Origin of the sequence: Lederbergia citrisecunda, from assembly GCF_018343695.1 — a bacterium.
In the GTDB taxonomy this organism is placed as follows: Bacteria; Bacillota; Bacilli; order Bacillales; family Bacillaceae_C; genus Lederbergia; species Lederbergia citrisecunda.
This window is the reverse complement of record NZ_JAGYPJ010000001.1, coordinates 4,265,777-4,290,442: the sequence shown is the minus strand read 5'-3', so window position 1 is coordinate 4,290,442 and position 24,666 is coordinate 4,265,777. Positions and strand designations below refer to the sequence as shown.

Here is a 24,666-nt window from a genome sequence, read left to right as displayed (position 1 = left end):
GGACCAAGTCGGCTAATTTCGCTAACATCCTGTCAGCAATGCCGACACTAGCAATCCTGTGCGTCGGCGGGCTCGAGCAGCGACGTCCTGTCGCATCGCCCGCACTAGTACGCACTGTACGTCGGAAGTTCGGGGCGGCGCAGTTTTGAGCAGCGGACTTGCTCGTGTGTGCTGACTTCTGCGTTGCCCACAAAATGTGGGCGACGTAGAAGATTCTCTTTTCCAAGCAGCGGAGAACAAGCCAACTAGAAACACAGATAGATGTGTCATTTTTACCGGACTTTTTGAACATCCTCATCTAGGAAATAGAGCCTAGTTTCTTCGTAATCTCATTCGCTGAAGAAACGACTGTTTTGATAAATTCCTCACCGTTTTCCTGATCCCAACGCTCAGTCGGTCCAGCTACTGTCAAAGAAGCCATTACACGCTTGTTGATATCACAAATCGGAACAGCCAATCCAAAAATATTTGTATCTACTTCGCCAAAAGTTAAACAATAGCCTTGCTCTCTTATTATTTCAATTTCTTTATCTATGCTTTTTCTTACCTTATCATCTGGTATTGTTTTGATTAGCTGATCCATTGTTTGCTTTTGTTCAAAAGCTAAAATGGCTTTCCCGGAAGCTCCACGATCGAGCGGCATTATTTTTCCAATTTCCACTGATAAGCGCAGCATCCTATGTGTTTCAACACTTTGCACACATATTACTTGTGATGCTGATCTCACACAAAGAATCGAAGTCTCATTAACCTTTTCAGTTAATTGTTCCATAATCGGTCGAGAGATGCTGATTAATTCACGATCCATTTGCTGCTGTAAGCTTCTGGCCAACTCTAAAACACGGACACCTAATCTAATTTGTCCTACTGATTGCCTTTCGACCATCCCATATTGTTCTAATGTTTGAATGAGTCGATATGCAGTACTTTCCGGAATCGCGACTTTCGCTGCAATTTCTCCTACTGTCAAATTCTTCTCTGCATCAGATAGTGAAAAAATAATGTCTAATGCTCTCTCGATAGTCTGATTTTTGTTAACGGTCACTTCTATCTCCCTCACTTGATGTAAAATGATCAGTTTATTTAGCTGCGAGTTCACCTCTTACTTTCAACGCTGATCTCTTCTCTAAACGTAATAATAACTGATTGGAAATAATGGCAAGCAAGGATACAAAAATAGTGCCCCAAATCATTTTAGGAGTATGATTTTGGTACAGTCCTTCGAATAAAATGACTCCCAGTCCACCAGCATTAATCCATGCTGCAATCGTTGCAATACCTATAATAGAAATGGTAGCAATCCGGACACCACCTAAAATGACAGGTAAAGCAAGTGGAAGTTCAATTTTCCAAAATAATCGAAATGGCCCTAATCCCATCCCTTTTCCGGCCTCAATAATAGAAGGATCAATGGATTGAAAACCTACCATCACATTACGAACGAGGATTAGTTGGCTATAGGCAATTAAGGCGATAATCGCAGGTTTTAACCCTAATCCCACAAATGGTATAAGGAACGCAAACATCGCTAAGCTTGGGATGGAATAAATAATTCCAAGAATCGATAACACCGGAACGGAAATTCTTTTATATCTTGATAAGAATACTCCAATTGGTAATGCGATCAACAACGCTAAGCTTAAAGAGACAACCGTAAGCATAAGATGTTGAAAAAATAAGATTAATATACGATCGTAATAGTTAATTAAAAATGAAAACATGTTCAAGCCTCACCTCCGCTTTAAGTGCGTGTTCAAAAAGTAGGATAAAAATGACCAAGTCGGCTAAAAACGCTGACGTCCTGTCAGCAACACCGACACTAGTACGCGTCCTGTGCGTCGGCGGGCTCAAGCTGCTACGTCCTGTCGCACCGCCCGCACTAGTACATCCTGTACGTCGGAATTACTAGGTGGCGCAGTTTCAAGGAGCGGAGAAACAAGCCTACGAAGAATTTGATAGTGTCATTTTTACCGGATTTTTTTAACATCCTCTTTAAGAAGCAGAATCGATCATCAACCAATCCCTGCAATATAGCTTTTTAAACCGGTCAATGTAATTCTTCCTATTGGGGTTTCTTCATCATCTGTTACAACGACAGAATCGCCATGTCCTTGTAAGATATGTGTTAACACATTTTTTAAATTCTCGGCACGCTTCACCTTTATCTCGTCAAATTCTGGTTCATCTATAAGAGGTGCCATTACATGGTCTGCTCTTAACAGACTAAGATGCTGCACAATATCATCTGAGTGTACAAGTTGACTAACAAATGAATTGGCCGGATTCGTAATTATATTTAAAGGAGTGTCGAATTGTTGAATGACACCTTCATTCATAATCACAATTTTATCGCCTAATTTCAGTGCTTCATCAATATCATGAGTAACAAACAAAATCGTTTTATTGAGTTTCCGTTGAATTCGTATCATTTCATCCTGCAAAGTACTTCTAGTAATAGCATCAATGGCTCCAAATGGTTCGTCCATTAACATGATAGACGGATTACCAGCTAATGCACGCGCCAACCCAATCCTCTGCTGCTGACCACCAGATAGCTGCCTTGGGTAACGGTTTCGATAGTCTTTAGGAGGCAACTGAACCAATTCAAGTAAAAAATCAATTCTCTCTTCAATCTTCTTCGATTCCCATCCTAACTCTTTCGGTACAGTTGCAATATTTTCAGCTATCGTCATATGAGGAAATAAACCAATTTGCTGTATGACGTAGCCTATATTCCGTCTAAGTTCCGTTACAGGCATCTTTGTAATATCCTGCCCATGAACCAATATCCTACCGGAAGTCATATCATAAATACGGTTAACCATCTTCAGCAATGTTGTTTTTCCACAACCAGATGCACCAAGAATGGTGACAAAGCTACCTTCCTCTATTGTGAGATTCGTAGAATTCACCGAAGGTTTTGGCGCATTTGGAAACTGTTTAGTTACATCTTCGAAAACAATGGCGTTCTTCGTCAAACCATTCACCTTCAATTCTGTCGAATAAATAGACTTTTCCCGACATTATATCGGGAAAAGTAATTATGTCATTATTCATTTTCCTATCTTACTTAATAATTCCTTCATTTTTCAAAAATTCTTTTGCTACATCGGCATATTCACGCTGATTTAAATCCACCTCGGCATTTAGTTTCTGCATCGTTTCATTATCTAGCTTTGCAGATATTTCATCTAACTTCTGTCTGATCTTCTCATCCTTATCTAATGTTTCTTGACGGATAACAGGAGCAACGAAATAAGGCGGCCACAAGTGCTTATCATCTTCCAAAAGAACAAGATCAGGGTTCGTTAAATCACCATCAGTTCCAAAAGCCACTGTACCTTGCACTTCATCGTTTAATACGGCGCGGTATTTTACACCATAGTCATAAAGCTTTATGCTTTTAAACTTAAAATCACCATACACTCTATTCATTCCGAGTAACCCGTCTTCACGTTCCTCAAATTCTGGGACAGCTGCAAAATCAATGTTTCCTGCATGTTTTTGAAGGTCTGAAAGTGTTTTGATTCCATATTCATCAGAAGCTTTTTTAGAAACAGCGATCGCTTGGGTATTGTTAGCATTCGATGGTGTCAACCATACAAGATTAAATTTCTCTTTATAAAAATCTGAGACCATATCATATACTTGCTGTGGATCAGAGATTGGCTCTTCTTCCATAATGTTTAAAAGCCCAGTGCCCGTATACTCAGGGTACACATCAATATCTCCACTTTTAAGGGCTTCATGTGCCACAAGGGTACCATTTAGATTTAGTTTTCGTTCTACTTTAAAACCAGCATCCTCCAAAGCCAATGAATACATTTCTCCTAAAATTAATGACTCAGTAAAGTTCTTGGACCCTACCTTAATTTTTGAAGAACCACTACATGCACTTAGAAGCAAGGATAAAACAAGCACAATCGACAAAATAAGAAATGATTTTCTTTTCAATTTAATTCCCCCTAAATTTAAATAAATCAATCTATAAATCTCTTTGATACCTTGTTGTCATTCTTTCAATAAATGAAAATATCACTTCAGAAAAAATGGTTAAGAGTGCGATTGGTATAGCTCCAACGAGTAAAACTTGAAACTTATACATGCTCAAACCGTTTATGATAAAGGTTCCAAGTCCTCCTCCCCCAATAAAAGCTGCAAGTGAAGCACTGGCGAGAACTTCGACACTGGCTGTTTTAGCACCTGCAATCATTAGTGGCATCGCAAGTGGAAATTCAATTTTTCTAAGAACTGCTTTCGGACCCATTCCCATCCCATGGGCCGATTCAAGTATGGCAGGATCAATTCCTCGAAACCCTAGAAAAGTATTAATGAGAATCGGAGGGCATGCGAGTACAGTCAATGCTACTAATGCTGGCCAAAAACCGGTTCCAATTATGGGAAGCATAATAACAAGAATTGCTAAACTCGGAATGACTCGAATCGAATTGATCGTATTCATGATGGGTGCTGCAACTTTTGGATTTTTTGCACACCATATACCTAATGGAACACATATGACTAAACCAAGGCATAGAGCAGACAAACTTAATAAAATATGAACTTGAAGCTCCTCTAAAAATCGCACATGGTTTTCGATTAAATAATCATATGCTTTCATTAATAACTCCATCCGATTCCTCCTTCCTTATTTTGGCTTTACTAAATTTGAATGTTGATTTGCGCTCCGAACACTCGCTATCTGAGGGCAGTTCGTGAGCCTCCTCGGCGCTTAACTTGTTGTCTAGCTACGGTGTCTCACGTTTACTGTTTTTCCCGCAGGAGTCTCGTGCCTTCCGCTTCAATCAACACATAACTTTTTTACTAGCTTGATAGACTTACTCACTTAATGCGTAGTCTGCTATTTGAATACCTAAAGCAGCTTCAACCTCAGGATATACTGATGCATCCTTAACACTAGAGCTTAGTGGAATATAGTTTTTATGAATACGGAATACTGCAATTTCCATACCAGGCTCTAGAGCCCCGGCACTCAACGGTTTACCTGTTTCGGTTGAAATTGCTGTAATGACATCTGGATACGTTGTCAGACGATTACCTAATGAGTCATCCACTGCCATAAATTCATTCATCACATGCATAGTTAAAGATTTGTCTTCCACGTCGACAACCACTTGCCCAATATCAAAGGCCCCGGAGTATTCAACACTAGTTGATATTACTTTCCCTCTCCCCAAAATCTCACCTTTTGTATGTTCACATATGGTTTGAATTACCGCTTCCGCTCCTTTTGGCTCAGCTTCGATTATGGCTTTTCCAAGATCAATGGCGATGGATATACCACCAATAGCTGCATGCTTTTTAATATAGCTCGCCGGTAGAGGTAGTCTTGCAGAGGCAATAAACCCACCTGACATATCAGACGCGGTACGCAAAACATTGGAGGTTTTGGCTGGCGTTCCTTTTACGACAAGTTCGATATATGATCCTGTTTCCTTTTTTCCCCCTACAACCACTTGGATTGTTTCAAATTTTGGATCTGCAGCCACTCCCATTTGCCCCATCTTCCCAGTTGGGTGAGCACGAATATCACCCGTTGCATCGACAACGACCAAGTCGAGCATGGCAGCAGGTAACCAGCCATTGATGGAACTAGACATCCCGTTTTGCGGTGTCATGACCCCCACGACTTTTCCTTCGTAATTCTCCATAAGTAATTTAACCGCTTTAATATAATCTACACCTAACATTTGCCAGTCTGTCTTACCGGCAGGGGCGCCAATGGCTGTACATGTAATAATGATCGCATCATCGGGGAGTTCATCGACAGAAACTAATTTTGGTTGCCCAATCGTAGCGGCAGCACCACCAATTTCCAATCCGTGATCTACCCATCCACCGCCTCCAGATGCATAAACTGAACCTCCTGCAACAGCAGCTTTAACATCATCCATCGTAAGCACACGCATATAATTTCTCCTCTCTCTCTTCATATTCAAAATTTACAATTCAATTCGCCGAATTCCTTTTTTCTCAATTTCATCCAGTGATTCTTCATATCCCGCATCTGCGTATCTTAGGACACCTAGGCTCGTATCGTTATCTAACGCATGTTTCAAACGAATATCAGCTTCAACCGTACCATCTGCCACAAGTGTAATTCCGGCACTTGTCATATACCCTGAATACCCTCCACCACCAGAGTGAATAGTAGCTAAATCCGCCATGGACGAACAACTTAACATCGCATTTAGAAGTGGCCAATCAGAAATTGCATCACTTCCGTCCTTCATTCGTTCAGTCATAATGTTTGGATGGGTCATCGCCCCTGCATCTAAGTGATCTCTAGAGAATGCAATTGGGCCACTTAAAGTGCCATTTCTCACCATTTCATTTACAGCTAAAGCAAGTTGAGTTCTCTCTCCATGTCCAAACCAGCCTATTCGTGCAGGCAGCCCTTGAAAAGGTACATATTTATTCGCCAATGAAATCCAATTCGAAGCTATTTTATTATCTTTAAAATGATCTATTATGTATTTATCAATCGTATGAATATCATTTTCATCACCAGTTAATGCCACCCAACGAAATGGACCAATTGCCCTGCTGAAAAGTGGTCTTAAATATGCTTCTGTAAAAATATCAATCTCAAAAGCATTTTTAACTCCATATTCATATGCTTGGGTCCTAATGTTATTCCCATTATCAAAAACAATAGCCCCGCGATTTTTAAATGTAAGCATTGCTGCAACTTCCAAAGCAATGGACGCCCGGGCATCTTGTTCTAATTTGTTAGGATGGATGTCACGAACCCGTTTAACGTCGTCAAGTGTATAGTTGGACGGAATGTAACCATATAACAAATCATGCGCAGAGGTTTGATCTGTTACAATATCCGGGGTGATGTCTCTTTTTACAAGCTCTGGATAAATATCAGCAGCATTCCCTACTAAGCCAACACTTACACTCTCTCCTTTTGAAGCTGCTTCTTCAATCCAGGCTAATGCCTCATCAAGATCATGAGTTTTCTTTTGTAAATAACCATCCGAAATTCTCTTATCCACTCGTGCTTCATCCATCTCAACTACAAGAATTGCAGCATCCACCATCACACCTGCTAAAGGTTGTGCGCCTCCCATTCCACCTAGTCCCGCAGTTAAAATAAATTTACCAGCTAAACTACCGTTGAAATGCTTCTCAGCAATCGCAGCAAATATTTCATATGTCCCTTGAATAACTCCTTGAGAACCGATGTATTGCCAAGCAGCGGCTGTTAATCCTCCCCACATAATGAGACCTTTTTCCTGTAATTCATAAAAATAATCACTAGTAGCCCATTTACCAACTATATTGCAGTTGGCCATGATAACAAGAGGCGCAAATGCGTGCGTTTTCAGGATTCCAATCGGTTTTCCTGATTGTATGACTAAAGTCTCATCTTCTTCAATATTTCTAAGGGCTTCAACAATACCGTGATAAGCATCCCAATTTCTCGCTGCCTTCCCGAGTGCAGCGTATACAACCAATTCTTTTTGGTTTTCTCCGTTTTCTAAAACATTTTCAAGCATACGGAGCAAGGCTTCTTGACGCCATCCTTTGCATCTTAATTGTGTACCACGAAATGCTGTTATCTGCTCCAATTTCACCCCTCCTATTATCATATATAGATAATTAGTTATTAATAAATGATAATATATTATCAGTTTATTCGAATTCTACATAAAATTATGTAAACAGTCAACACGCAAACTCATAATCTATAAAACTTTTTATAATTCCGATAGGATTAGTTGTATTTATTTCTTAACATGCTAGCATCACTGAGTAATAGTGTCAAATTAATCAGTACATAATACCTAAGTGAATCATCTACTATTCATAATCAAAATTTTTTTATTAAGCGCTGTATCTTTCTCATCTTTTTTTCGTCCATATTACTAAACAAATGAAAGTAGGGAGAAATTTGCATTATCAATCTTATCGAGAACTTGGAGCGGGCTCTGAAAAGACGAGGGATCTTATTAAGGTAATAGGTGAAGGAAAAATTACTGTTCAACCTGATTATGCTAATGTTACGTTAGGGGCTTCAACAGAGAATAAAGAATTACGTCCAGCACAAGAAGAAAATACAAAGATTATTTCTGAAATTAAAAAAGCATTAAATAAAATGGGAATAACCGATAAACAAATCCAGACGAAAGATTACTCCATTTATCCACAATATGATTATGTTGAGGGAAAACAGGAATTTCGAACCTATAAAGTTGAACATTTACTGCAAATAAGTGAACTCCAGATTGAGAACACCGGTTTAGTCGTCGATACGGCTGTCCAACATGGTGCTAATACGATTTCAGGAATGAAGTTTGAAATATCCAATTATGACCAATACTACAAAAAAGCGTTGTCGCTGGCATTGACCAATGCAATTGAAAAGGCCGAGACGATTGCTAACACGTTAAAGGTTCAATTAAATAAAACCCCTACTCTAATAGTAGAAAACCCAAAGAAGCAAGGTGGACCGATTCCTTTAGAGACCACGGCTTTTGTTAAAAGTGCTGCCACAACTCCCATCCAGCCTGGGACAATGGAAATAACTAGTACGGTAAACGCTGAATTTCAATTTCATTGACACTTTTTCGGGCAAACCATTTCCGATGGTACAAAGCTCTCTAGTTGGTGATTTCTTTCAAAGCATTTATCATAGACAAAACATCCGGTGCCACCTGTCGGTTTGTCTATCAAAGTATCTATATTGGACAAAACCTACTGTTCTAACATGGAGTTTGTCCATCATAACATCTATATTGGACAAAACTTCCTTGCTACTTGTCGGTTTGTCCTTCATAGCATCTATAATGGACAAAGTTCACTGTGAACCTAATGGTTTTTCCACCAATACATCTTTATTGGACAAACCCTGTTTTAAAATTTGAAAATTGTCCATAAATAGTATCCAGATTGGTTACACCCCCTTCATTTCAAAATTTTTTAGTTGATTGGTGCGGAAATCACCATATTCTCTGTTCACAATACATACAAGAAATATTTACAATTGACAACGCTTTCACGAAATATTGTGAATATTCGTATGTTCATTACGCTTTGAACATGGTATAATGTACAAATATTCAAAAGTTAGCGAAGGAAGTGTATAGCGCGATGAATCCGACGAAAGAAAAATCAAAGACAGTACATGTGGAAGATATTCTCATAGCATATCAGCGCTTAAAAGATGTGGTAGCACATACCCCTTTGCAAAAAAATGAGCGTTTATCTGAAAAATATGGCTGTCACGTTTACGTAAAAAGAGAAGATTTGCAACACGTACGTTCGTTTAAATTACGTGGTGCTTACTATAAGATTAAGTCAATTGAAAATGAAGCACGAGAAAAAGGAATTGTCTGTGCGAGTGCAGGCAATCACGCTCAAGGTGTTGCTTTTGCATGCTCTCAACTCCGTATTTCCGGAAAAATATTTATGCCACAAACGACACCAAAACAAAAAATTGATCAAGTTAGAATGTTTGGTCGTGATTTTGTAGAAATCATATTAGTTGGCGACACATTTGATGACTCATCCGAAAGTGCAATGGAATACGCCAATAAGGAAAATAAAATTTTCATACATCCTTTTGATGATCTTGATATCATTGCCGGACAAGGAACTGTTGCCGTTGAGATTATGAATGATATTGAAGAGCCGGTTGATTTTGTATTTGCAGGCATTGGCGGAGGCGGATTAGTTTCCGGTTTAAGCACGTATATTAAAAATGTATCTCCACATACGCGGATCATTGGGGTAGAACCAGAAGGGGCCCAATGCATGAAGACAGCAATACAGAATAACCATGTTGCTCCACTCGAATCCATCGATAAGTTTGTTGATGGTGCTGCTGTAAAATGCGCTGGTCAAAAAACGTTTGAAATTTGCCAACAATATGTAGACGATATCATTCCTGTTCCGGAAGGAAAAGTATGTACGACTATCCTTGATTTATATAATCAACACGCAATTATTGCTGAACCTGCTGGTGCCTTGCCTATTGCCGCACTTGACTTTTACAAGGAAGAAATTAAAGGAAAGTCCGTTATTTGTGTAATCAGCGGTGGAAATAATGATATTGGCAGAATGCAGGAAATTAAAGAAAAATCCTTGATTTACGAAGGACTTCTCTATTATTTCATTATCAATTTCCCACAACGCGCAGGTGCCTTGCGTGAATTCTTAGACGGTGTACTCGGTCCTGATGACGACATCACTACATTTGAGTATACAAAGAAAAACAACAAAGAAAGTGGTCCCGGACTTGTTGGGATTGAATTGAAACGAAAAGAAGACTATGAAGGTCTAATCGAGCGTATGCGTCAAAAAGGGTTTCCTTTTACCGAAGTAAATAAAGATAGCACTTTGTTCCATCTCTTGATTTGAACTTTGTCTATAATGAACGAACGAGGTTATCACCTCGTTTTTTTTCATACATTTTTGTTCTTAGGAAACGGAGGATACAAATGAAAATAGTTTTGTCGAGAAACGAAAAAGACTCCATCCTTAACTCCCTTACCCCTGAACAGAAAGATTTCATTGAACATCATGTTAAAAGAGGTAAAAAAACAGCTTTTGCCAATGTACTTGCTGTTGATAAAGGAATCGTCATTCCTGAACATGCTGAAATGGAAGAAGTTGAAATGTTGCTCGATGAGTGGATTTTAGAAGAATATATCGACAATGGATTCGTAAATCCGGAGACTCCTTGCGAATGTGGAAGACCACTCCGACATCAGTACATCGTCAAACATAAAGTTACGAATGAGACTAGAAGATTTGGAATTGAACATTTTAAAGAACATACAGGTTTTTCATCTGAAATTATCAATGAAATTAGAAAAGGTTTTAACGTTGTAGATTATGAAATGGATGAACTTCTATTTAAATTTCAAAACCATTGGGATCTTAGAGAAGAAATCCCCTATTTACCAGATAATTTCGAGATGCCAATAGCGTTCCAGACATTTTTGGATATAGGCCTCCCTTTACTGGATAAACAAATTGAAGTACTTAAACATCTTATTCGAGAACACATGGAACAATCGAGAGAACAGCGAACATTCGATAATACGGAAACCCACGCTACACACTCTCAAACAAATTTTGATATTGAAGATTACATTTTCCAGGATACTTTTCGCAAAGATCCAGAATCATTTAGCAAAGACAAAACACTAGAGTTTTTGGAAAGCGGTGTATCCAGTACAAGAATCATTTGTGAATTATTGATAAAGCACGGTTATGCGAATATGGAAAGATATATTACTGGAAAACCAAAAATCTATGGACCCGTTTGCATGTTTTTGGAGTCACTTGTTGCACGAGATGTGTTAAAACGAGGAAAAATACTCGGGAGTGATGATCGGTATTACCGTAAATAATAGGGAACATTTGTCTCAAAACTTGCTCCCCTAATTGGAAGATTATAGATAATTGGGACAGGAATCGGAAAATTGAGAGGTTCCTGTCCTTCATCTTAATTGCGAGATAAACTGAAAAAAAGTAAAGTCTATAATAATTAATGATTATTTGATTCAGATTGCTATGCTTTAGGCATTTTGTCCATGTCCATATACAGCACGTTCCAACGATGTCCATCCAAATCAGCGAAACCACACCCATACATCCATTCTTGACTTTCTCCAGGTTTACCAAAAATGGTTCCACCTGCGTCCTCTGCCTTTCGAGCCATTTCATCTACCTCTTCTCTGCTCTCGGCATCAATAGAGAACAATACCTCGGTCGATTTTGCCGTGTCTGTTATTTCATTACTTGTAAAATTCATGAATGTACTTTCTGGAAATAACATTACTTGGACATTGTTATCACCTATGATTAATTCTGCAAAGTTTCCATGTTTTGTACTACAAGTGAATCCAAGCTTTGTAAAAAACTCTTTTGATTTAGCGACATCTTTTACCGGGAGATTAATCCAAAATTGTTTTGCCATCATTAGTTCCCCTCTTTCTTATTAATATTTAATAAAATTAAAGCCAAAAATCAATATTTCCTTCGAATTCCTTTTACCTTATGATCATAAATTCTGCTTATCTACAAAGCATACCTGCCATTAAGTAAAAAGAAATAAAAAAACTCACCTGGATTCATCATGTCCCTAAGTGCAAAAAAATAGCCCCCTTATCGAAGGCTATCTTTTCCATCTATTCTTTTGCTTTTTCCGGATGCTGCCTATAATATTTATGCCCAATCCATGTCTGAATGATTAAGAACGTTCCACCAACTACCCAATATAAAGGCAAAGCTGCAGGAGCGGAAAATGAAATGAACATGATCATGGCCGGAGAAAGAAAGGAAAACATTTGCATTTGCTTTTTCTGTGCTTCAGGTACGGTCGCCATGGAAACTTTTGATTGAATAAAGTATACCACGCCCGCAATGAGCATTAATGGTATATCCCTTTGACCTAAATCAAACCATAAAAATGAATGGGTCGCAATTTCTTCTGAACCACGAATCGCGTAATAAAGCCCCATTAATATCGGCATTTGGATCAGCATTGGTAAACATCCCATATTGAGCGGGTTAACATTGTGCTTTTGATATAATTGCATCATTTCTTGCTGAGCTTTTTGCTTTTCTTCAGGCGTTTTTGCTTCTTTCGTACGCTTTTGAATTTCTTCCATTTCCGGCTTCATTTTTTCCATATTGACTTTCATCAATTGTTGATTCTTATATGTTTTTAACATAAACGGCATAAGCACCAATCGAATGAGAAGCGTAATTATGATGATGGCCAGACCGAAGTTACCGCCAAAGAAAGATCCGATTTCATGAATAAGAAACGCAAATGGACGAACGAATGTGTTGTAAAAGAACCCTGTTTGGTTTTGTACACCCGAACATCCCCCAAGGAACATAGATGCAAAGATAATGATTGAAAATACTGCTGTGTTTTTTTTCAATGATTTCACCCTTCTATTTTAGAATTTGTCTATAAAAATAGAAGATGTGGCCCTTCCATATCGTCCGGAGCTTCTTTTCTTTTAACTGTTTTTATAAATCGAGTTATATTGAAAACAAGACACTCTTTTGGAGGAACTGGAATCGAAAAATGATTTATATGAAAAGCTGTATCTATTTTCCCTTTCCTATTTGCTTGAACAGGATGGGACAATAAAAATATTTGCCAGCTAAGAAGCCATGTAATGGCTAGCGTTAATGGAACTACCCATTCTGTATATGAATCTTGAAAAAGAAGTTCAAACATCATACCACCTATTTCTTATCAATACAGAAAGTATAGTCGTATTTTTAACGAATGTAAAAGATTTTTATTAAACTACATGCATTTACCATATTTATTTTTACATTGATCTTTTTGTACTTAATCTTGTAACTTTCGTGTCCGTTGACTTTTTTGTATTTAACCATGTGTATAGCGCACCCATAAATAAAGCACCACCAATGATATTTCCGATTGTGGCAGGAATTAAATTATGAATGGCTTTACCAATTGTAATGGTTTCAGGGTGAGGAATGACTAATACGAGCGAAAATGATACTAAATTAGCAATAACGTGTTCAAAGCTTGATACAAAAAATACAGATACAAGCAACATGAGTGTAAAGATTTGTGCAAATTCATTTTTCAATGTTTTTGGTAAAAAGATTGCCATACATACCATCCAATTACATAAAATGGCCCTGAAAAAGATTTCAATTGCTGTATGGTTCATTTTCCCTTCAACTAGTGTAAATAACCAATTTTCCATCCCGAGTTCTTGAATAATTCCAGTTGGCGCCATTAGCAACGCAAAAAACAATCCTCCTAATGCATTTCCAATAAAACAAATCGTCCACACACAAATGGTCATTTTAACTGATGTATATCCTCTTAAGGTAGATATTGCAAAATACATTGTATTCCCAGTAAAGAGTTCGGCACCTCCGTACACAATCATGACAAGAGCCACACCGAATAGTATAGCTGCAACAAAACCAGCCAATGGCTCTTCGTTCATGTACATGCCATTAACTGTTTTCAAGCAGAAAATGGTCGCAAACCCGAGGTAGATTCCAGCAAGCATCGCCCTAATCAAATATTCATATGGGCGATTTTGTACCATAAGAGCGGACCCTTGTGCCTTATTCCTTAACGTTTCAAGTGCATTCCTTTCCATGGCCGCCAATTTCACTCGTCCTTTCTAAAAACGAAATTTGTTAAAAACTTCACATATTTACTAGCAGATATAAAGATAATTTGTGTATATTACATTTCTCGTTTGTGTACTTTTTCACAAATGAGGTTGTTAATTAGGAGAGCCCCCTGCTTGAGAAACTCCCCTATTCTTATCTAACTTAATTTTACTTTATAATGAATGTTTTTTCCAATTATTTCATTAGTTGTGTTGAATTGATTTGTGCGAGTAGGCCTTCCATCATTTCTTCTGTAAATCCACCTCCGCTAAAGTTAACAAGAGTGCGTAGCGGCATGTATTTCATCATAGCAAGCATCATATCATTTGGTTCTTCTTGCATAGCACTAGCGATTCCACTTTGCTCAGCCATTTTCGTCATAATTTGTTGAACAATCGCTGCTGTTGCAGGATCCTCCATTAACTCTCCCAATGTCGTATTACGATGTGCTTTTTTTCTGATAACGGTTGTAGAATCTACGTGGACCGTTTTCACATGGGCGATACGATCTGATGATCCTCCTACTAAAATATCAAAATCACCACTTTGAACGTGCCAATCCTTTAATTCCAGGTTATAGTAAGCAAATGAACGCTTATCTAATGTAATCGTGATCTCCTTTTCCTCTCCCGGTTCAAGATCAACTTTTGCAAATCCTTTTAATTCTTTTTCAGGACGAATCACTTTATCACCGTTATCACGTACATACACTTGAATGATTTCTTTTCCAGCTATAGATCCTGTATTTTTTACCTTAATATGAACATCGACCGTTTCAGTATCTAGAATTTTATCAGAGCTTAAAGTGACATCTGTATATTCAAACGTTGTATAGCTAAGCCCAAATCCGAATGGGAAAAGCGGTTGAATGTTTTTCTTTTCATAATAGCGATATCCGACAAAAATACCTTCTTTGTATTCAACCATATCTCCTTCACCAGGGAAGTTTAAGTAGGATGGATTATGGCTTAATTCCAATGGGAATGTTTCAGCTAATTTACCTGAAGGATTCGCTTCACCAAATAAGACATCTGCAATTCCACCACCAAACGCTTGTCCTCCTAAATATCCTTCTAGAACAGCGCTAACACGATCATGCCATGGCATTTCGATAGGAGATCCATTACTTAAGACAACTACTACATTTTTTTGGATTTCTACAACAGCTTCAATTAGTTTTTGGTGATTTTCAGGTATGCTTAAATGAGTTCTGTCATATCCTTCTGATTCAAAGCTATCAGGGAGTCCCACAAATAGAACAGCTACATCTGCCTCACTCGCAACCATTTTTGCTTCACTCATCAACGCTTCATCAATTTCCGTAGAATCAAGCTTATAACCTTCAGCAAAAGTGATAATAGCTTGAGGTGCCAATTTTTGAATTTCTTCTATTGGTTGATCAAGCTTTGTTGGTGTAACATGGGAGCTTCCTCCACCTTGGAATCGTGGACTTTGTGCAAATGCACCAATGACTGCAATTGCCCCCTCTTTTTTAAGTGGAAGAATTCCTGTTTCATTTTTTAAAAGAACGATGGATTCACTTGAAACTTTTCTTGCCAATCGATGATGTTCATCTTGGTTGTATGTTGCATTTTCTTTTTTGCTATCAACTGCTTTAAAAAGCACATTTAAATAGCGTTCCACTGCTTTATCCAACGATTCTTCAGACAACGTACCGTTTTGCACTGCTTCTATAACTCTCCGATCTCCCACTCCACCTGAAGATGGCATTTCAAGCTCAAGACCCGCTTCAACTCCAGCTTCCCTTTCGTTTACCGCACCCCAGTCGGAAACGACAAAGCCTTCGTGGCCCCACTCTTCTTTTAAAATCTCTGTCAATAAGCGTTTATTTTCAGAAGCGTACACACCATTCACTTTATTGTAGGAGCACATCACTGTCCAAGGCTGTGATTTTTTCACAACGTTTTCGAAGCTAGCCAGATAAATCTCTCGAAGAGTTCGTTCATCTACAACAGAATTGGAAGTAATCCGGCGATGTTCTTGGTTATTAGCTGCAAAATGCTTTAAGGATGTCCCCACTCCTTGACTTTGAACACCATCAATATGGCTAGAAGCGAGCTCTGATGTTAAGTATGGATCTTCTGAAAAATATTCGAAATTCCTTCCGCATAGAGGAGATCGTTTAATGTTCACACCAGGTCCCAACAAAATAGCTACGTCTTCTGCTTGACACTCTTTTCCTAATGCAACTCCGACTTCATGAATTAAATTGCGATCCCAAGTACTTGCAAGGCCGACAGCAGAAGGAAAACATGTGGACGGAACACTATTAAAAATCCCCAAATTATCCACATTGGAGGATGACATTTGCTTTCTCAATCCGTGGGGACCATCCGTCATCATGATTGAAGGGATTCCTAAACGTTCAATAGCTTTCGTTGTCCAAAAGTCTTGTCCTGAGCATAATCCAGCTTTTTCTTCCAATGTCATTTCTGAAATGAGCTTTTTAATATCTCTTTCCATGTTTGACGCCTCCTATTTCGTATATTTATCTATGAATCTATTTTAAAAATGAGTTGGTTTATTGTATTATTTTTATATTTTAGGTACAATTTTTATATAAATTTAAACGGTTACATTAAGTGTTTTACATAAAGTACGGATTACTCCATTAAGACAACTATTCCTGCTATGTTTATCCGTTCCATTCATTTTTCATAATTATTTAGGAATCGCGAAGGCTTTACAAAGTTTATAAATATTCGTTACTAACTATACGGACCGTGTTTCACCAGTATGCAGGTTACAAAGGGAGTTTTTACATGAAGAAACTCGAAGAAATCGAATACTTTTGCAAACTTCTGTTTGAATCGGTTGGAGTTCCTATTTATTTTATCAATGAGGAAGTTGAAGTAGTGTTACAATTCGCTTCGAATATAAAAAAACACCCTCTGTATGAAGATCCGATCAGAAGGTTAGAGATCTTTTCTACTAAAGAGGAATCTTGCATTATAACCTCTTCCCCTCTAGCGGAAAATTATTTTCATCTAAAAATGGATACAGGTGCGATTCTTTTGGGACCTACATTAGAGAAGTCAATATCCTTTGAAATGATCAATGGGATTATGAACGACTTCCAAATCCAGTTTCATAAAAAGCAAGAACTGTTTGATTACCTGCATTCTGTTCCAGTTATGATAAAAGAGAGATTAAAATATGTCGGATCTCTTCTCTATTATTTTATATATGAACAAAAACTTGAAACTGATGACGTGATGCCAAGCCACTCTATCGAGAACCTCGATGTATTAATTTCAAAGACAAAGCAGGAAATGTCCTTTCATTACTCATATTTTTACGAGAAAAGACTTTTACAGTTCATTAAAGAAGGAAATATTGAAGGATTACTACAAGCGACAACGATTCCACCACACAATGGTAGGTTTGGGACTCTATCGAAAAAAAGCGTGATTAGAAGTGAGAAAAATTTATTTATTGCTGCCATCACTCTCGCCACAAGGGCCGTCCTTGATGGAGGAGTTCCGTCTGAAGAGGCGTATACTGTAAGTGATATGTATATTCAGAGGCTTGAAGAGTTAAATGATATAAATGCGATTTTACAATTGAGAAATGATGCCATTCTAGATTTCACAAAACGGGTTTCGAAGTATAAAAATCACATCTATTCCAAACCGATACTTGTATGTCAAAGATATATTCAAAAACACTTATATGAAGACATTACACTCGGAAAGCTCTCAAGCCTCGTCAAAATGAATGCCAGTTATTTGTCTCAGTTGTTTAAAAAGGAAGTTGGAACCAGCCTAAACGAATATATTCTCCGTTCCAAAGTGGAAGAAGCCGAGAAGTTACTCGCTTTAACGGATTATTCCATTACGGAAATCTATTCCTTGCTAAATTTTTATGACCAAAGCCATTTTTCAAAAGTGTTTAAGAAATATAGTGGGATGACACCGAAGCAGTATCGTGAAAAGCATTCAATTGCCGAGATTGATTGATGGAGAAAGCCATGATTGCGATAATCATGGCTTTTGTATTTTTTCTTCCATATTTGCAATTCGATTTTATCAGTAATGATTGGAGACTAAACCGACCTAGTACGCGTTACCTGTACCTCCATTTCCTCATGAGGTCTTGATCTCCATAATATAAAGAACGCAAGAACCGCAAGTAACAGACACACCCAATAAACATGACGAAATCCTAAAATCTGTGCAATGAATCCTCCGCCAAGACTTCCTACTAACCTTCCAATCGTAGATCCGTTGGAATAGATGGTTGTAGCAAGTCCTGGTGAATTAGGTAGTCGCTCTGTAAAATAACTTAGTCCGTTGCCCATAACGATTGCTACAAACGTTGCCTGAAGAAGCTGTGCCGGGATCAACTGCCAAGCATGTGTCGCTACACTTAAAATGGTGTAATAGATTACCAAGATAACGCAGCCATAAATCATCAGTGTATGATTTGATATCTTTTTTCCTAGTGCACCAAGTCCAAGCATAATCGGAATTTCCAAACCAGCACAAATACTAACAACCAATCCGACATCCTTATACGTCCCATGCAGTTCATTCACAATAAACAAAGGCGTAATGATCAAATGAATTGTATTGATAGCAAACAGGAATAAAAAGGCGATAAGAGGTAGCCTAATCTGCCTGTTTTTGATCCAAGGGGTACCTTTGCTTTTCTTCTTTTTCGCATTGCTTTTAGCCGCTTTCCGTCTATGTAAAAATAGGAATACAAGAGACGCAACTGTAATATAAAGGATGGATGTTCCAAGAAAGATTCCCTTGTATCCAGCGAGTCCAAGTATTAATGTTCCACATAAAGGTCCTATCAGGAATCCAAGAGAAATAAGAGAACGTAATGTAGACATCGCAAAAGTCTTGTCTTCGGACTTGCTTGCATTTGCCGATTCATGTGCATATGCATAGATTTGCGGCATGACTGGTGCAGCTAATCCATTAAAAAGGGTGACAACGATCAGTAGAATAAAAAAGTTATTGAATACAAGATATGAAGCATACCCTAACGAAGCAGAAATTGCGGCAAAAATAACAATCCATTTTCGATCCATTCCATTATCCGAATGTTTAGCAATAAGCGAGTTCACGACCACTCCGCTTAATGAGCTGATCGCCATGAAGATTCCAAAAGCTCCCGCACTCATTCCAAAATCTTTTGTTAAAAACAGAGGAATGTATGGCGATGTAATAGAAATACCAATACCAATCATCAGCATACAAATAACTAATACGCTATAGCCTTTAATGGAAAACAGATTTTTAAATCGTATAAACAACTTTTGTCCTCCTTAGAAGATCTCTTATTTTTTCATTTAATATAAAAACAGAAATACCGAAATGAAAATTAACGGTATCTCTGTTTCCTTACATTAAATATGCAACATACAAAATATCGTTGGATTATTATTAACTAAACCCGATGATGGGATGCGGTACATACGGCTCCTCTAGGAACGCAATTTCTTCGGCAGTAAGCTTAACTGATAGTGCCTCTACCGCATTTTCAAGATGTGATATTTTTGTCGCACCTACAATAGGAGCTGTTACCGGTTCTTTATGCAACAACCATGCAAGGGCGATATGAACACGAGGAACTCCGCGTTTTTCTGCTATTTCCGCCACACGTTCAATAACAAATCGATCGGCGTCAGCCGTCGCATCGTATTTAGCTTTTTGAGCTCGGTCCGTTTCCGAACGTTGTGTTGATTCCTTCCAATCCCTTGTCAATCTTCCTGATGCTAGTGGACTGTAAGGGATTACGCCAATTTTTTCTTCTTTACAGAGCGGCAGCATTTCCCTCTCTTCTTCACGGTACATGAGGTTGTAATGATTCTGCATTGATACAAACCGAGTCCATCCATTTTTCTCGGCTACATGCAAAGCTTTTAGAAACTGCCAAGCATACATGGCAGATGCTCCAATGTATCTTGCCTTACCAGCCTTTACGACATCATGCAACGCTTCCATTGTTTCTTCAATTGGTGTATCGTAATCCCAACGGTGAATCTGGTAGAGATCAACATAATCCGTTCCCAGTCTCTTGAGACTTTTATCAATTTCACTCATGATCGCCTTTCGAGAAAGCCCCGCCCCATTTGGGCCGTCATGCATACGGAAATGAACTTTTGTCGCGAGTACAATTTCATCTCGATTGGCATAATCCTTTAAAGCACGACCAAGGTATTCCTCACTTGTTCCATTCGAATATACATTTGCAGTATCAAAAAAGTTGATACCCATTTCAAGTGCTTTTTTAATAACAGGGCGACTATTTTCCTCATCAAGCACCCACTGATGAAATCCACTATTTACATCACCAAATCCCATTGTGCCAAGACAAATTCGAGATACATCTAAACCAGTATTTCCGAGTTTTACATATTCCATTTGATAATCCCCACTTTCCTATGTTTGAATTTTTTAATAATTATAGAAAAAATCATTTTTAACCCGATTTGCTAACTTGCAAACTATTCCTTTTCAACAAACGTATAACAAAAAAAGAAAATAGAAATAGAGATACAGATACGGCCACGGCACTAACCGTGAATAACGCCTGATAACTCGAGTATTGTGAAACCCAACCCAACATAATTGCACCTAGCCCAATTCCAAGATCGGTAGCAGTCCCAAAAGAAGCATTAGCTACCCCAATACGTTCTGGTCGAACAAGCCTGATTGTTGCTGCCTGAAGAGCAGGCTGAGCGGAACCGAAACCAATACCAAATAGAACAGCTGAAACGAGCACGCCGAAATATCCAGTAGAAAAACCTAAGGAAACCAAAGCCAAAATTGTAATGGCAAGTGCAGGTACGATAATAAATGTTTCACCGTATCGATCCGATAATTTGCCAGCAATGGGACGAGCGAGAAAAAGTGTTGCTGCATAGACAAGAAAGAATGTACCGGAATTAACATGAATCGAGGCTGCGAATAGCGGTACAAAGGTCGTAATACTGCCATAGGCAATAAATAGAAAAAAGACCGATGCCGTGACAGGCAAGACCGATTTTTCGAAAATTTCAATTTTTCTAGAACCTGACTGCGGCTGAAAAGGCATTTTTGCTCCAAAAGTCAACAACAACGCCACAATCGAAAAAATTGTAGCGAATAGAAATAGAGCGTGATAGGATAGGTTTTCCGAAATCCAAATACCGAAAAACGGGCCGATTGCCATAGCCAGTGTCATGGCCATCCCGGACCATCCCAGCCCTTCTCCACGCCGGGTGGATGGAATCATATCCGTAATCGCCGTAAGCATGGAAGTTGTGGTAACACCCCAGCTCATCCCGTGCAATATTCTAAGCGCCATCAAAATGACAATTACTGAGGTCCATTCATACATATACATCACTACAGCGAATAAAAGGAGCCCCCAAACGATAAATGAACGCCTACCGAAACGGTCCAGTAATCCACCGATAATCGGGCGAAGAATAACAGCTGACAGCATAAACATACCCATAGCTAAACCGACGTGCGATTCATTTCCACCTATGTGTTTAATATATAGCGGCAACGTTGGGTACAACATATAAAATCCCGTGAATAGAAAAAGCATTGCGACTGCCATTAGAATAAATGACTTCGTCCATAGTCGTTCCATGGTGCCATCCTCCTCAGGTGAAAATCTCAAGTTTTGATTTCTTTTAAACTATCATTACTCAAAACCAACGATAGAATGGGGTACATAAGGTTCTTCCAAATACGCAATTTCATCTGGCGATAGTGAAATAGAAAGTGCCGTAACTGCATCATCAAGATGAGAAATTTTCGTCGTACCAACGATTGGAGAAGTAATTGGCTCCTTCTGTTATACCCACGCAAGCGCAATTTGAGCTCTTGGCACAGCATGTTTTTCTGCCACTTCTGCGACTAGTTCTACTACTTTGCCATCTGCCTTGGCTGTAGGATCGTAAAACCTTTTCGCGGTTTCATCATTTTCGGATCGATGCGTTCTTTCCTCCCAATCACGAGTTAATCTACCTTTTGCAAGCGGACTCCATGGAATCACAGCAATTTTTTCTTCCTTACAAAGAGGTAGCATTTCCCTTTCTTCTTCACGATATAAAAGATTGATTTGATTCTGCATTGAAACAAATCGAGTCCATCCGTTTTTCTCTGCTACGTGCAATGCTTTTAGAAACTGCCATGCATACATCGAAGAAGCACCAATGTATCTTACCTTTCTAGCCTTCACCACATCGTGCAACGCTTCCATCGTTTCTTCAATAGGGGTTGTGTAATCCCAGCGGTGAATTTGGTATAGATCTACATAATCCGTTCCGAGTCTTTTAAGACTTTTATCAATTTCGCTCATAATTGCTTTGCGTAAAAGCCCGGCACCATTTTGTCCGTCATGCATACGAAAATAAACTTTTGTCGCTAGAACGATTTCTCTCGATTTGCATAATCCTTTAGAGCACGTCCGACAATTTCCTCACTTGTGCCGTCTGAGTAAATATTTGCTGTATCAAAAAAATTGATTCCTGACTCAAGTGCTTTTTTAATGATTGGCCGGCTTTCCTCTTCATTAAGCGACCATGGTGCAATTCCTCTCTCTGGTACACCAAAGCTCATACATCCAAGGCAAAGCCGAGATACATCCAAACTGTTATTTCCAAATTTCACATATTACATTTGATTGTTCCTCACTTTCCTATAATTGCAATTTCCTATCGTTATAGATAGAAAGAAAGCATTTTCAATTCTTACTTTTACAGAGTTGCCCGCCTCATTATTATGACAGATAGGAAAAAGTGACAGATATCGCATTCCTCCCAATTGATTGCCTAATTCTCTCACAGCACTTACTCAACAAAAAAATATACATTATAATGGAATCACCAAGATTGAACAAACAAGGAGGTTGACATGTCTAAATATATATATAAAGAGCACAACGAGCTTACTGCTATAATCGAGCATTATTCTGGGCAAGATGGTGTTCATTCAACAGCTATTCCATCACTATTTTTCATACGTGAATCTAATGTTACTGAACCAAAACACGGGGTTTATAAACCTTCCATATGCATTATCCTGCAAGGAGCAAAGGAAGTATTTCTTGGGCAGGAACGCTTTACGTATAGTCCCGGCGATTACCTCGTTTCATCGGTTGACTTGCCCGTTACTGGCAAAGTAATCAAGGCAGCTTCGGACGCTCCGTATTTATGTATCAAACTTGAATTTACTCCGAGTCAAATATTAGAAATAATAAGTGATACCGAAATTGATGTTAGTACGAAGGAAAAAACGAAGCGAGGTATGTTTGTCAGTAAAATAGAGTCTTCCATTTTGGATGCGGTCATCAGGTTAGTTCGTTTGCTAGACAATCCTAAAGATATCACCATACTAGCTCCTCTATTTACGAAAGAAATTCTTTATAGGATTCTACAAGGACCGTATGGGGTTAGATTGGGACAGATTGCAATAGAAGAAAGTTATACCCATCGAATTGGAGACGTTATAGAACAAATCAAAAATAACTATGATAAACCAATACGCATTGAGTATCTGGCGGAAATAGCTAGCATGAGTGTTTCTTCGCTGCATAGGCACTTTAAAGAGGTAACTGCCATGAGCCCTCTACAGTTCCAAAAACAACTGAGACTGCAGGAAGCACGACGCCTTTTATTATCTGAGTCAACAGATGCTGCCGATGTCGCATTCCGAGTAGGTTATGAAAGTCCATCTCAATTCAGCCGTGAATATTCCCGCATGTTTGGTTATCCACCTAGAGAAGATATCAAGCGCCTTAAGGAGAAATTTGACCAAAGATTAAACGCCTGAAGTACTTCATATAAAGAGGTACTCAGTAAAAGTAGTTTCGTTTAAAAGCCACAAGAGCGAAGAAAATAGCTTTTGCGGCTTGTAACAAATCACTTTGTTCATTGTTACACAAACTATTATATTGAGGATGTGAAAACTTTTTAAATGTCTAAGCTTGATAGAAGAAGACTAAAATCACAAGAAGCGATTAAAAATTCAGTTATTGAGTTGATATCCGAAAAAAACTTTGATGAGATTACGATACAAGATATTTCCGATAGAGCAAATGTAAGTCGAGGCACGATCTATTCTCATTACATAGATAAATTTGATCTGCTAGAAAAGCTTATTGAGGAGCATATGAACGAAATGCAGGAATTTTGCGAATCCATTGCAGAATTGGATTATATAGACGCAAATCAAATCTGGTTTGAATACATCGAGAGTAATTATTTATTCTTCTCGACGATGTTAGCAAGTAAAGGAGAGCCTTATTTTCATAACCGGTTCCTCGAGTTTCTAACGGAAGAATTTCAAAATGAAATCAAAGTTCATATGGGAAATAATCGAGGATTAAATAAAGAGATTATTCTTCAATTTTTAGTTACATCATATGTTGGGATAGTGGAGTGGTGGGTCAAGAATGAAATGCCTTATCCACCTAATGTTATGGCAGAACAAGTGGGGATTTTATTTGAAAGGAATCTATAATCCTGAA

Annotated in this window: 21 protein-coding genes and 1 pseudogene; 6 read left to right on the top strand and 16 right to left on the bottom strand. The window is 38.4% G+C overall.

The annotated features are described in order from the left end of the window. Window positions 1-298 precede the first annotated feature (298 nt). From KHA93_RS21010 to ertB, 7 genes are all read right to left on the bottom strand, one after another. On the bottom strand, window positions 299-1,099 hold the full coding sequence (locus KHA93_RS21010; protein WP_349772327.1) for an IclR family transcriptional regulator: 801 nt from the start codon (window positions 1,097-1,099) through the stop codon (window positions 299-301). Further along, window positions 1,080-1,721 carry an ABC transporter permease gene (locus KHA93_RS21005; protein WP_213113069.1) on the bottom strand — a complete coding sequence of 214 codons (642 nt, stop codon included), beginning with the start codon at window positions 1,719-1,721 and terminating at the stop codon, window positions 1,080-1,082. The genes KHA93_RS21010 and KHA93_RS21005 overlap by 20 nt, the downstream gene beginning before the upstream one ends. 291 nt (window positions 1,722-2,012) lie before the next feature. After that, window positions 2,013-2,987 (bottom strand): ABC transporter ATP-binding protein, encoded by a 975-nt coding sequence (locus KHA93_RS21000; protein WP_349772366.1) that lies wholly within the window; start codon window positions 2,985-2,987, stop codon window positions 2,013-2,015. Between the two features lie 79 nt (window positions 2,988-3,066). Next, the gene (locus tag KHA93_RS20995) at window positions 3,067-3,954 is read right to left on the bottom strand and encodes a glycine betaine ABC transporter substrate-binding protein (RefSeq protein WP_213112501.1); all 888 of its coding nucleotides are present in this window, start codon (window positions 3,952-3,954) and stop codon (window positions 3,067-3,069) included. A gap of 31 nt (window positions 3,955-3,985) precedes the next feature. Further along, the gene (locus tag KHA93_RS20990; RefSeq protein WP_213112500.1) at window positions 3,986-4,633 is read right to left on the bottom strand and encodes an ABC transporter permease; all 648 of its coding nucleotides are present in this window, start codon (window positions 4,631-4,633) and stop codon (window positions 3,986-3,988) included. Window positions 4,634-4,838: 205 nt separating this feature from the next. Beyond that, entirely contained in the window at window positions 4,839-5,930 is a 1,092-nt protein-coding gene (ertC, locus tag KHA93_RS20985; RefSeq protein WP_233711254.1) for a thiohydantoin desulfurase, read from the bottom strand. A gap of 33 nt (window positions 5,931-5,963) precedes the next feature. Then, complete coding sequence (ertB, locus tag KHA93_RS20980) at window positions 5,964-7,622, bottom strand: thiourocanate hydratase (protein ID WP_213112499.1); 1,659 nt, start codon at window positions 7,620-7,622, stop codon at window positions 5,964-5,966. A 302-nt stretch (window positions 7,623-7,924) separates the two neighbouring features. Between ertB and KHA93_RS20975 the strand changes: the two genes are divergently transcribed. The 3 genes from KHA93_RS20975 (at window position 7,925) to KHA93_RS20965 (ending at window position 11,390) form a co-directional block, all read left to right on the top strand. Further along, window positions 7,925-8,593, top strand: a complete 669-nt coding sequence (locus KHA93_RS20975; RefSeq protein WP_213112498.1) for an SIMPL domain-containing protein — start codon at window positions 7,925-7,927, stop codon at window positions 8,591-8,593. Between the two features lie 530 nt (window positions 8,594-9,123). After that, window positions 9,124-10,392 (top strand): threonine ammonia-lyase IlvA, encoded by a 1,269-nt coding sequence (gene ilvA / locus KHA93_RS20970; RefSeq protein WP_213112497.1) that lies wholly within the window; start codon window positions 9,124-9,126, stop codon window positions 10,390-10,392. A gap of 80 nt (window positions 10,393-10,472) precedes the next feature. Continuing rightward, complete coding sequence (locus tag KHA93_RS20965) at window positions 10,473-11,390, top strand: DUF3895 domain-containing protein (RefSeq protein ID WP_213112496.1); 918 nt, start codon at window positions 10,473-10,475, stop codon at window positions 11,388-11,390. Between the two features lie 161 nt (window positions 11,391-11,551). Here the strand turns inward: KHA93_RS20965 and KHA93_RS20960 are convergent, their stop codons facing one another. From KHA93_RS20960 to KHA93_RS20940, 5 genes are all read right to left on the bottom strand, one after another. Continuing rightward, window positions 11,552-11,959: a VOC family protein gene (locus KHA93_RS20960; RefSeq protein WP_213113066.1), complete on the bottom strand. Its 408-nt coding sequence runs from the start codon at window positions 11,957-11,959 to the stop codon at window positions 11,552-11,554. A gap of 211 nt (window positions 11,960-12,170) precedes the next feature. Next, window positions 12,171-12,887 carry a membrane protein insertase YidC gene (gene yidC / locus KHA93_RS20955; RefSeq protein ID WP_213113065.1) on the bottom strand — a complete coding sequence of 239 codons (717 nt, stop codon included), beginning with the start codon at window positions 12,885-12,887 and terminating at the stop codon, window positions 12,171-12,173. Window positions 12,888-12,961: 74 nt separating this feature from the next. Then, window positions 12,962-13,240: a hypothetical protein gene (locus KHA93_RS20950; protein ID WP_213112495.1), complete on the bottom strand. Its 279-nt coding sequence runs from the start codon at window positions 13,238-13,240 to the stop codon at window positions 12,962-12,964. 94 nt (window positions 13,241-13,334) lie between these two features. Further along, a complete protein-coding gene (locus tag KHA93_RS20945) occupies window positions 13,335-14,150 on the bottom strand; it encodes a formate/nitrite transporter family protein (protein WP_213113064.1) in 816 nt (271 codons plus the stop codon). 211 nt (window positions 14,151-14,361) lie between these two features. Next, window positions 14,362-16,650: a beta-glucosidase family protein gene (locus KHA93_RS20940; protein WP_213112494.1), complete on the bottom strand. Its 2,289-nt coding sequence runs from the start codon at window positions 16,648-16,650 to the stop codon at window positions 14,362-14,364. Window positions 16,651-16,949: 299 nt separating this feature from the next. On the opposite strand from KHA93_RS20940, the gene KHA93_RS20935 reads away from it, so the two are divergent. Continuing rightward, the gene (locus KHA93_RS20935) at window positions 16,950-18,146 is read left to right on the top strand and encodes a helix-turn-helix domain-containing protein (RefSeq protein ID WP_213112493.1); all 1,197 of its coding nucleotides are present in this window, start codon (window positions 16,950-16,952) and stop codon (window positions 18,144-18,146) included. Window positions 18,147-18,232: 86 nt separating this feature from the next. Here KHA93_RS20935 and KHA93_RS20930 read toward each other — a convergent pair whose 3' ends face one another. From KHA93_RS20930 to KHA93_RS20915, 4 genes and pseudogenes are all read right to left on the bottom strand, one after another. Next, window positions 18,233-19,453, bottom strand: a complete 1,221-nt coding sequence (locus KHA93_RS20930; protein WP_213112492.1) for a sugar efflux transporter — start codon at window positions 19,451-19,453, stop codon at window positions 18,233-18,235. Window positions 19,454-19,583: 130 nt separating this feature from the next. Beyond that, complete coding sequence (locus tag KHA93_RS20925) at window positions 19,584-20,564, bottom strand: aldo/keto reductase (RefSeq protein WP_213112491.1); 981 nt, start codon at window positions 20,562-20,564, stop codon at window positions 19,584-19,586. A 58-nt stretch (window positions 20,565-20,622) separates the two neighbouring features. Then, window positions 20,623-21,813, bottom strand: coding sequence for an MFS transporter (locus KHA93_RS20920; RefSeq protein ID WP_349772326.1), 1,191 nt, complete (start codon window positions 21,811-21,813; stop codon window positions 20,623-20,625). A 24-nt stretch (window positions 21,814-21,837) separates the two neighbouring features. After that, window positions 21,838-22,757: pseudogene (locus KHA93_RS20915) on the bottom strand (aldo/keto reductase). A gap of 294 nt (window positions 22,758-23,051) precedes the next feature. Here KHA93_RS20915 and KHA93_RS20910 point away from each other — a divergent pair. Further along, a complete protein-coding gene (locus tag KHA93_RS20910) occupies window positions 23,052-23,969 on the top strand; it encodes an AraC family transcriptional regulator (protein ID WP_213112489.1) in 918 nt (305 codons plus the stop codon). A 144-nt stretch (window positions 23,970-24,113) separates the two neighbouring features. Continuing rightward, window positions 24,114-24,659: a TetR/AcrR family transcriptional regulator gene (locus tag KHA93_RS20905; RefSeq protein ID WP_213112488.1), complete on the top strand. Its 546-nt coding sequence runs from the start codon at window positions 24,114-24,116 to the stop codon at window positions 24,657-24,659. Window positions 24,660-24,666 lie beyond the last annotated feature (7 nt).

Excerpts from the sequence above, each read along its gene's own strand:
- KHA93_RS21005 (WP_213113069.1), bottom strand. The coding sequence starts at position 1,721 with ATGTTTTCATTTTTAATTAACTATTACGATCGTATATTAATCTTATTT.
- KHA93_RS20990 (WP_213112500.1), bottom strand. The coding sequence starts at position 4,633 with ATGGAGTTATTAATGAAAGCATATGATTATTTAATCGAAAACCATGTG.
- ertC (WP_233711254.1), bottom strand. The coding sequence starts at position 5,930 with ATGCGTGTGCTTACGATGGATGATGTTAAAGCTGCTGTTGCAGGAGGT.
- ertB (WP_213112499.1), bottom strand. The coding sequence starts at position 7,622 with ATGATAATAGGAGGGGTGAAATTGGAGCAGATAACAGCATTTCGTGGT.
- ilvA (WP_213112497.1), top strand. The coding sequence starts at position 9,124 with ATGAATCCGACGAAAGAAAAATCAAAGACAGTACATGTGGAAGATATT.
- KHA93_RS20965 (WP_213112496.1), top strand. The coding sequence starts at position 10,473 with ATGAAAATAGTTTTGTCGAGAAACGAAAAAGACTCCATCCTTAACTCC.
- KHA93_RS20960 (WP_213113066.1), bottom strand. The coding sequence starts at position 11,959 with ATGGCAAAACAATTTTGGATTAATCTCCCGGTAAAAGATGTCGCTAAA.
- yidC (WP_213113065.1), bottom strand. The coding sequence starts at position 12,887 with ATGTTCCTTGGGGGATGTTCGGGTGTACAAAACCAAACAGGGTTCTTT.
- KHA93_RS20950 (WP_213112495.1), bottom strand. The coding sequence starts at position 13,240 with ATGATGTTTGAACTTCTTTTTCAAGATTCATATACAGAATGGGTAGTT.
- KHA93_RS20945 (WP_213113064.1), bottom strand. The coding sequence starts at position 14,150 with ATGGAAAGGAATGCACTTGAAACGTTAAGGAATAAGGCACAAGGGTCC.
- KHA93_RS20940 (WP_213112494.1), bottom strand. The coding sequence starts at position 16,650 with ATGGAAAGAGATATTAAAAAGCTCATTTCAGAAATGACATTGGAAGAA.
- KHA93_RS20935 (WP_213112493.1), top strand. The coding sequence starts at position 16,950 with ATGAAGAAACTCGAAGAAATCGAATACTTTTGCAAACTTCTGTTTGAA.
- KHA93_RS20925 (WP_213112491.1), bottom strand. The coding sequence starts at position 20,564 with ATGGAATATGTAAAACTCGGAAATACTGGTTTAGATGTATCTCGAATT.
- KHA93_RS20910 (WP_213112489.1), top strand. The coding sequence starts at position 23,052 with ATGTCTAAATATATATATAAAGAGCACAACGAGCTTACTGCTATAATC.
- KHA93_RS20905 (WP_213112488.1), top strand. The coding sequence starts at position 24,114 with ATGTCTAAGCTTGATAGAAGAAGACTAAAATCACAAGAAGCGATTAAA.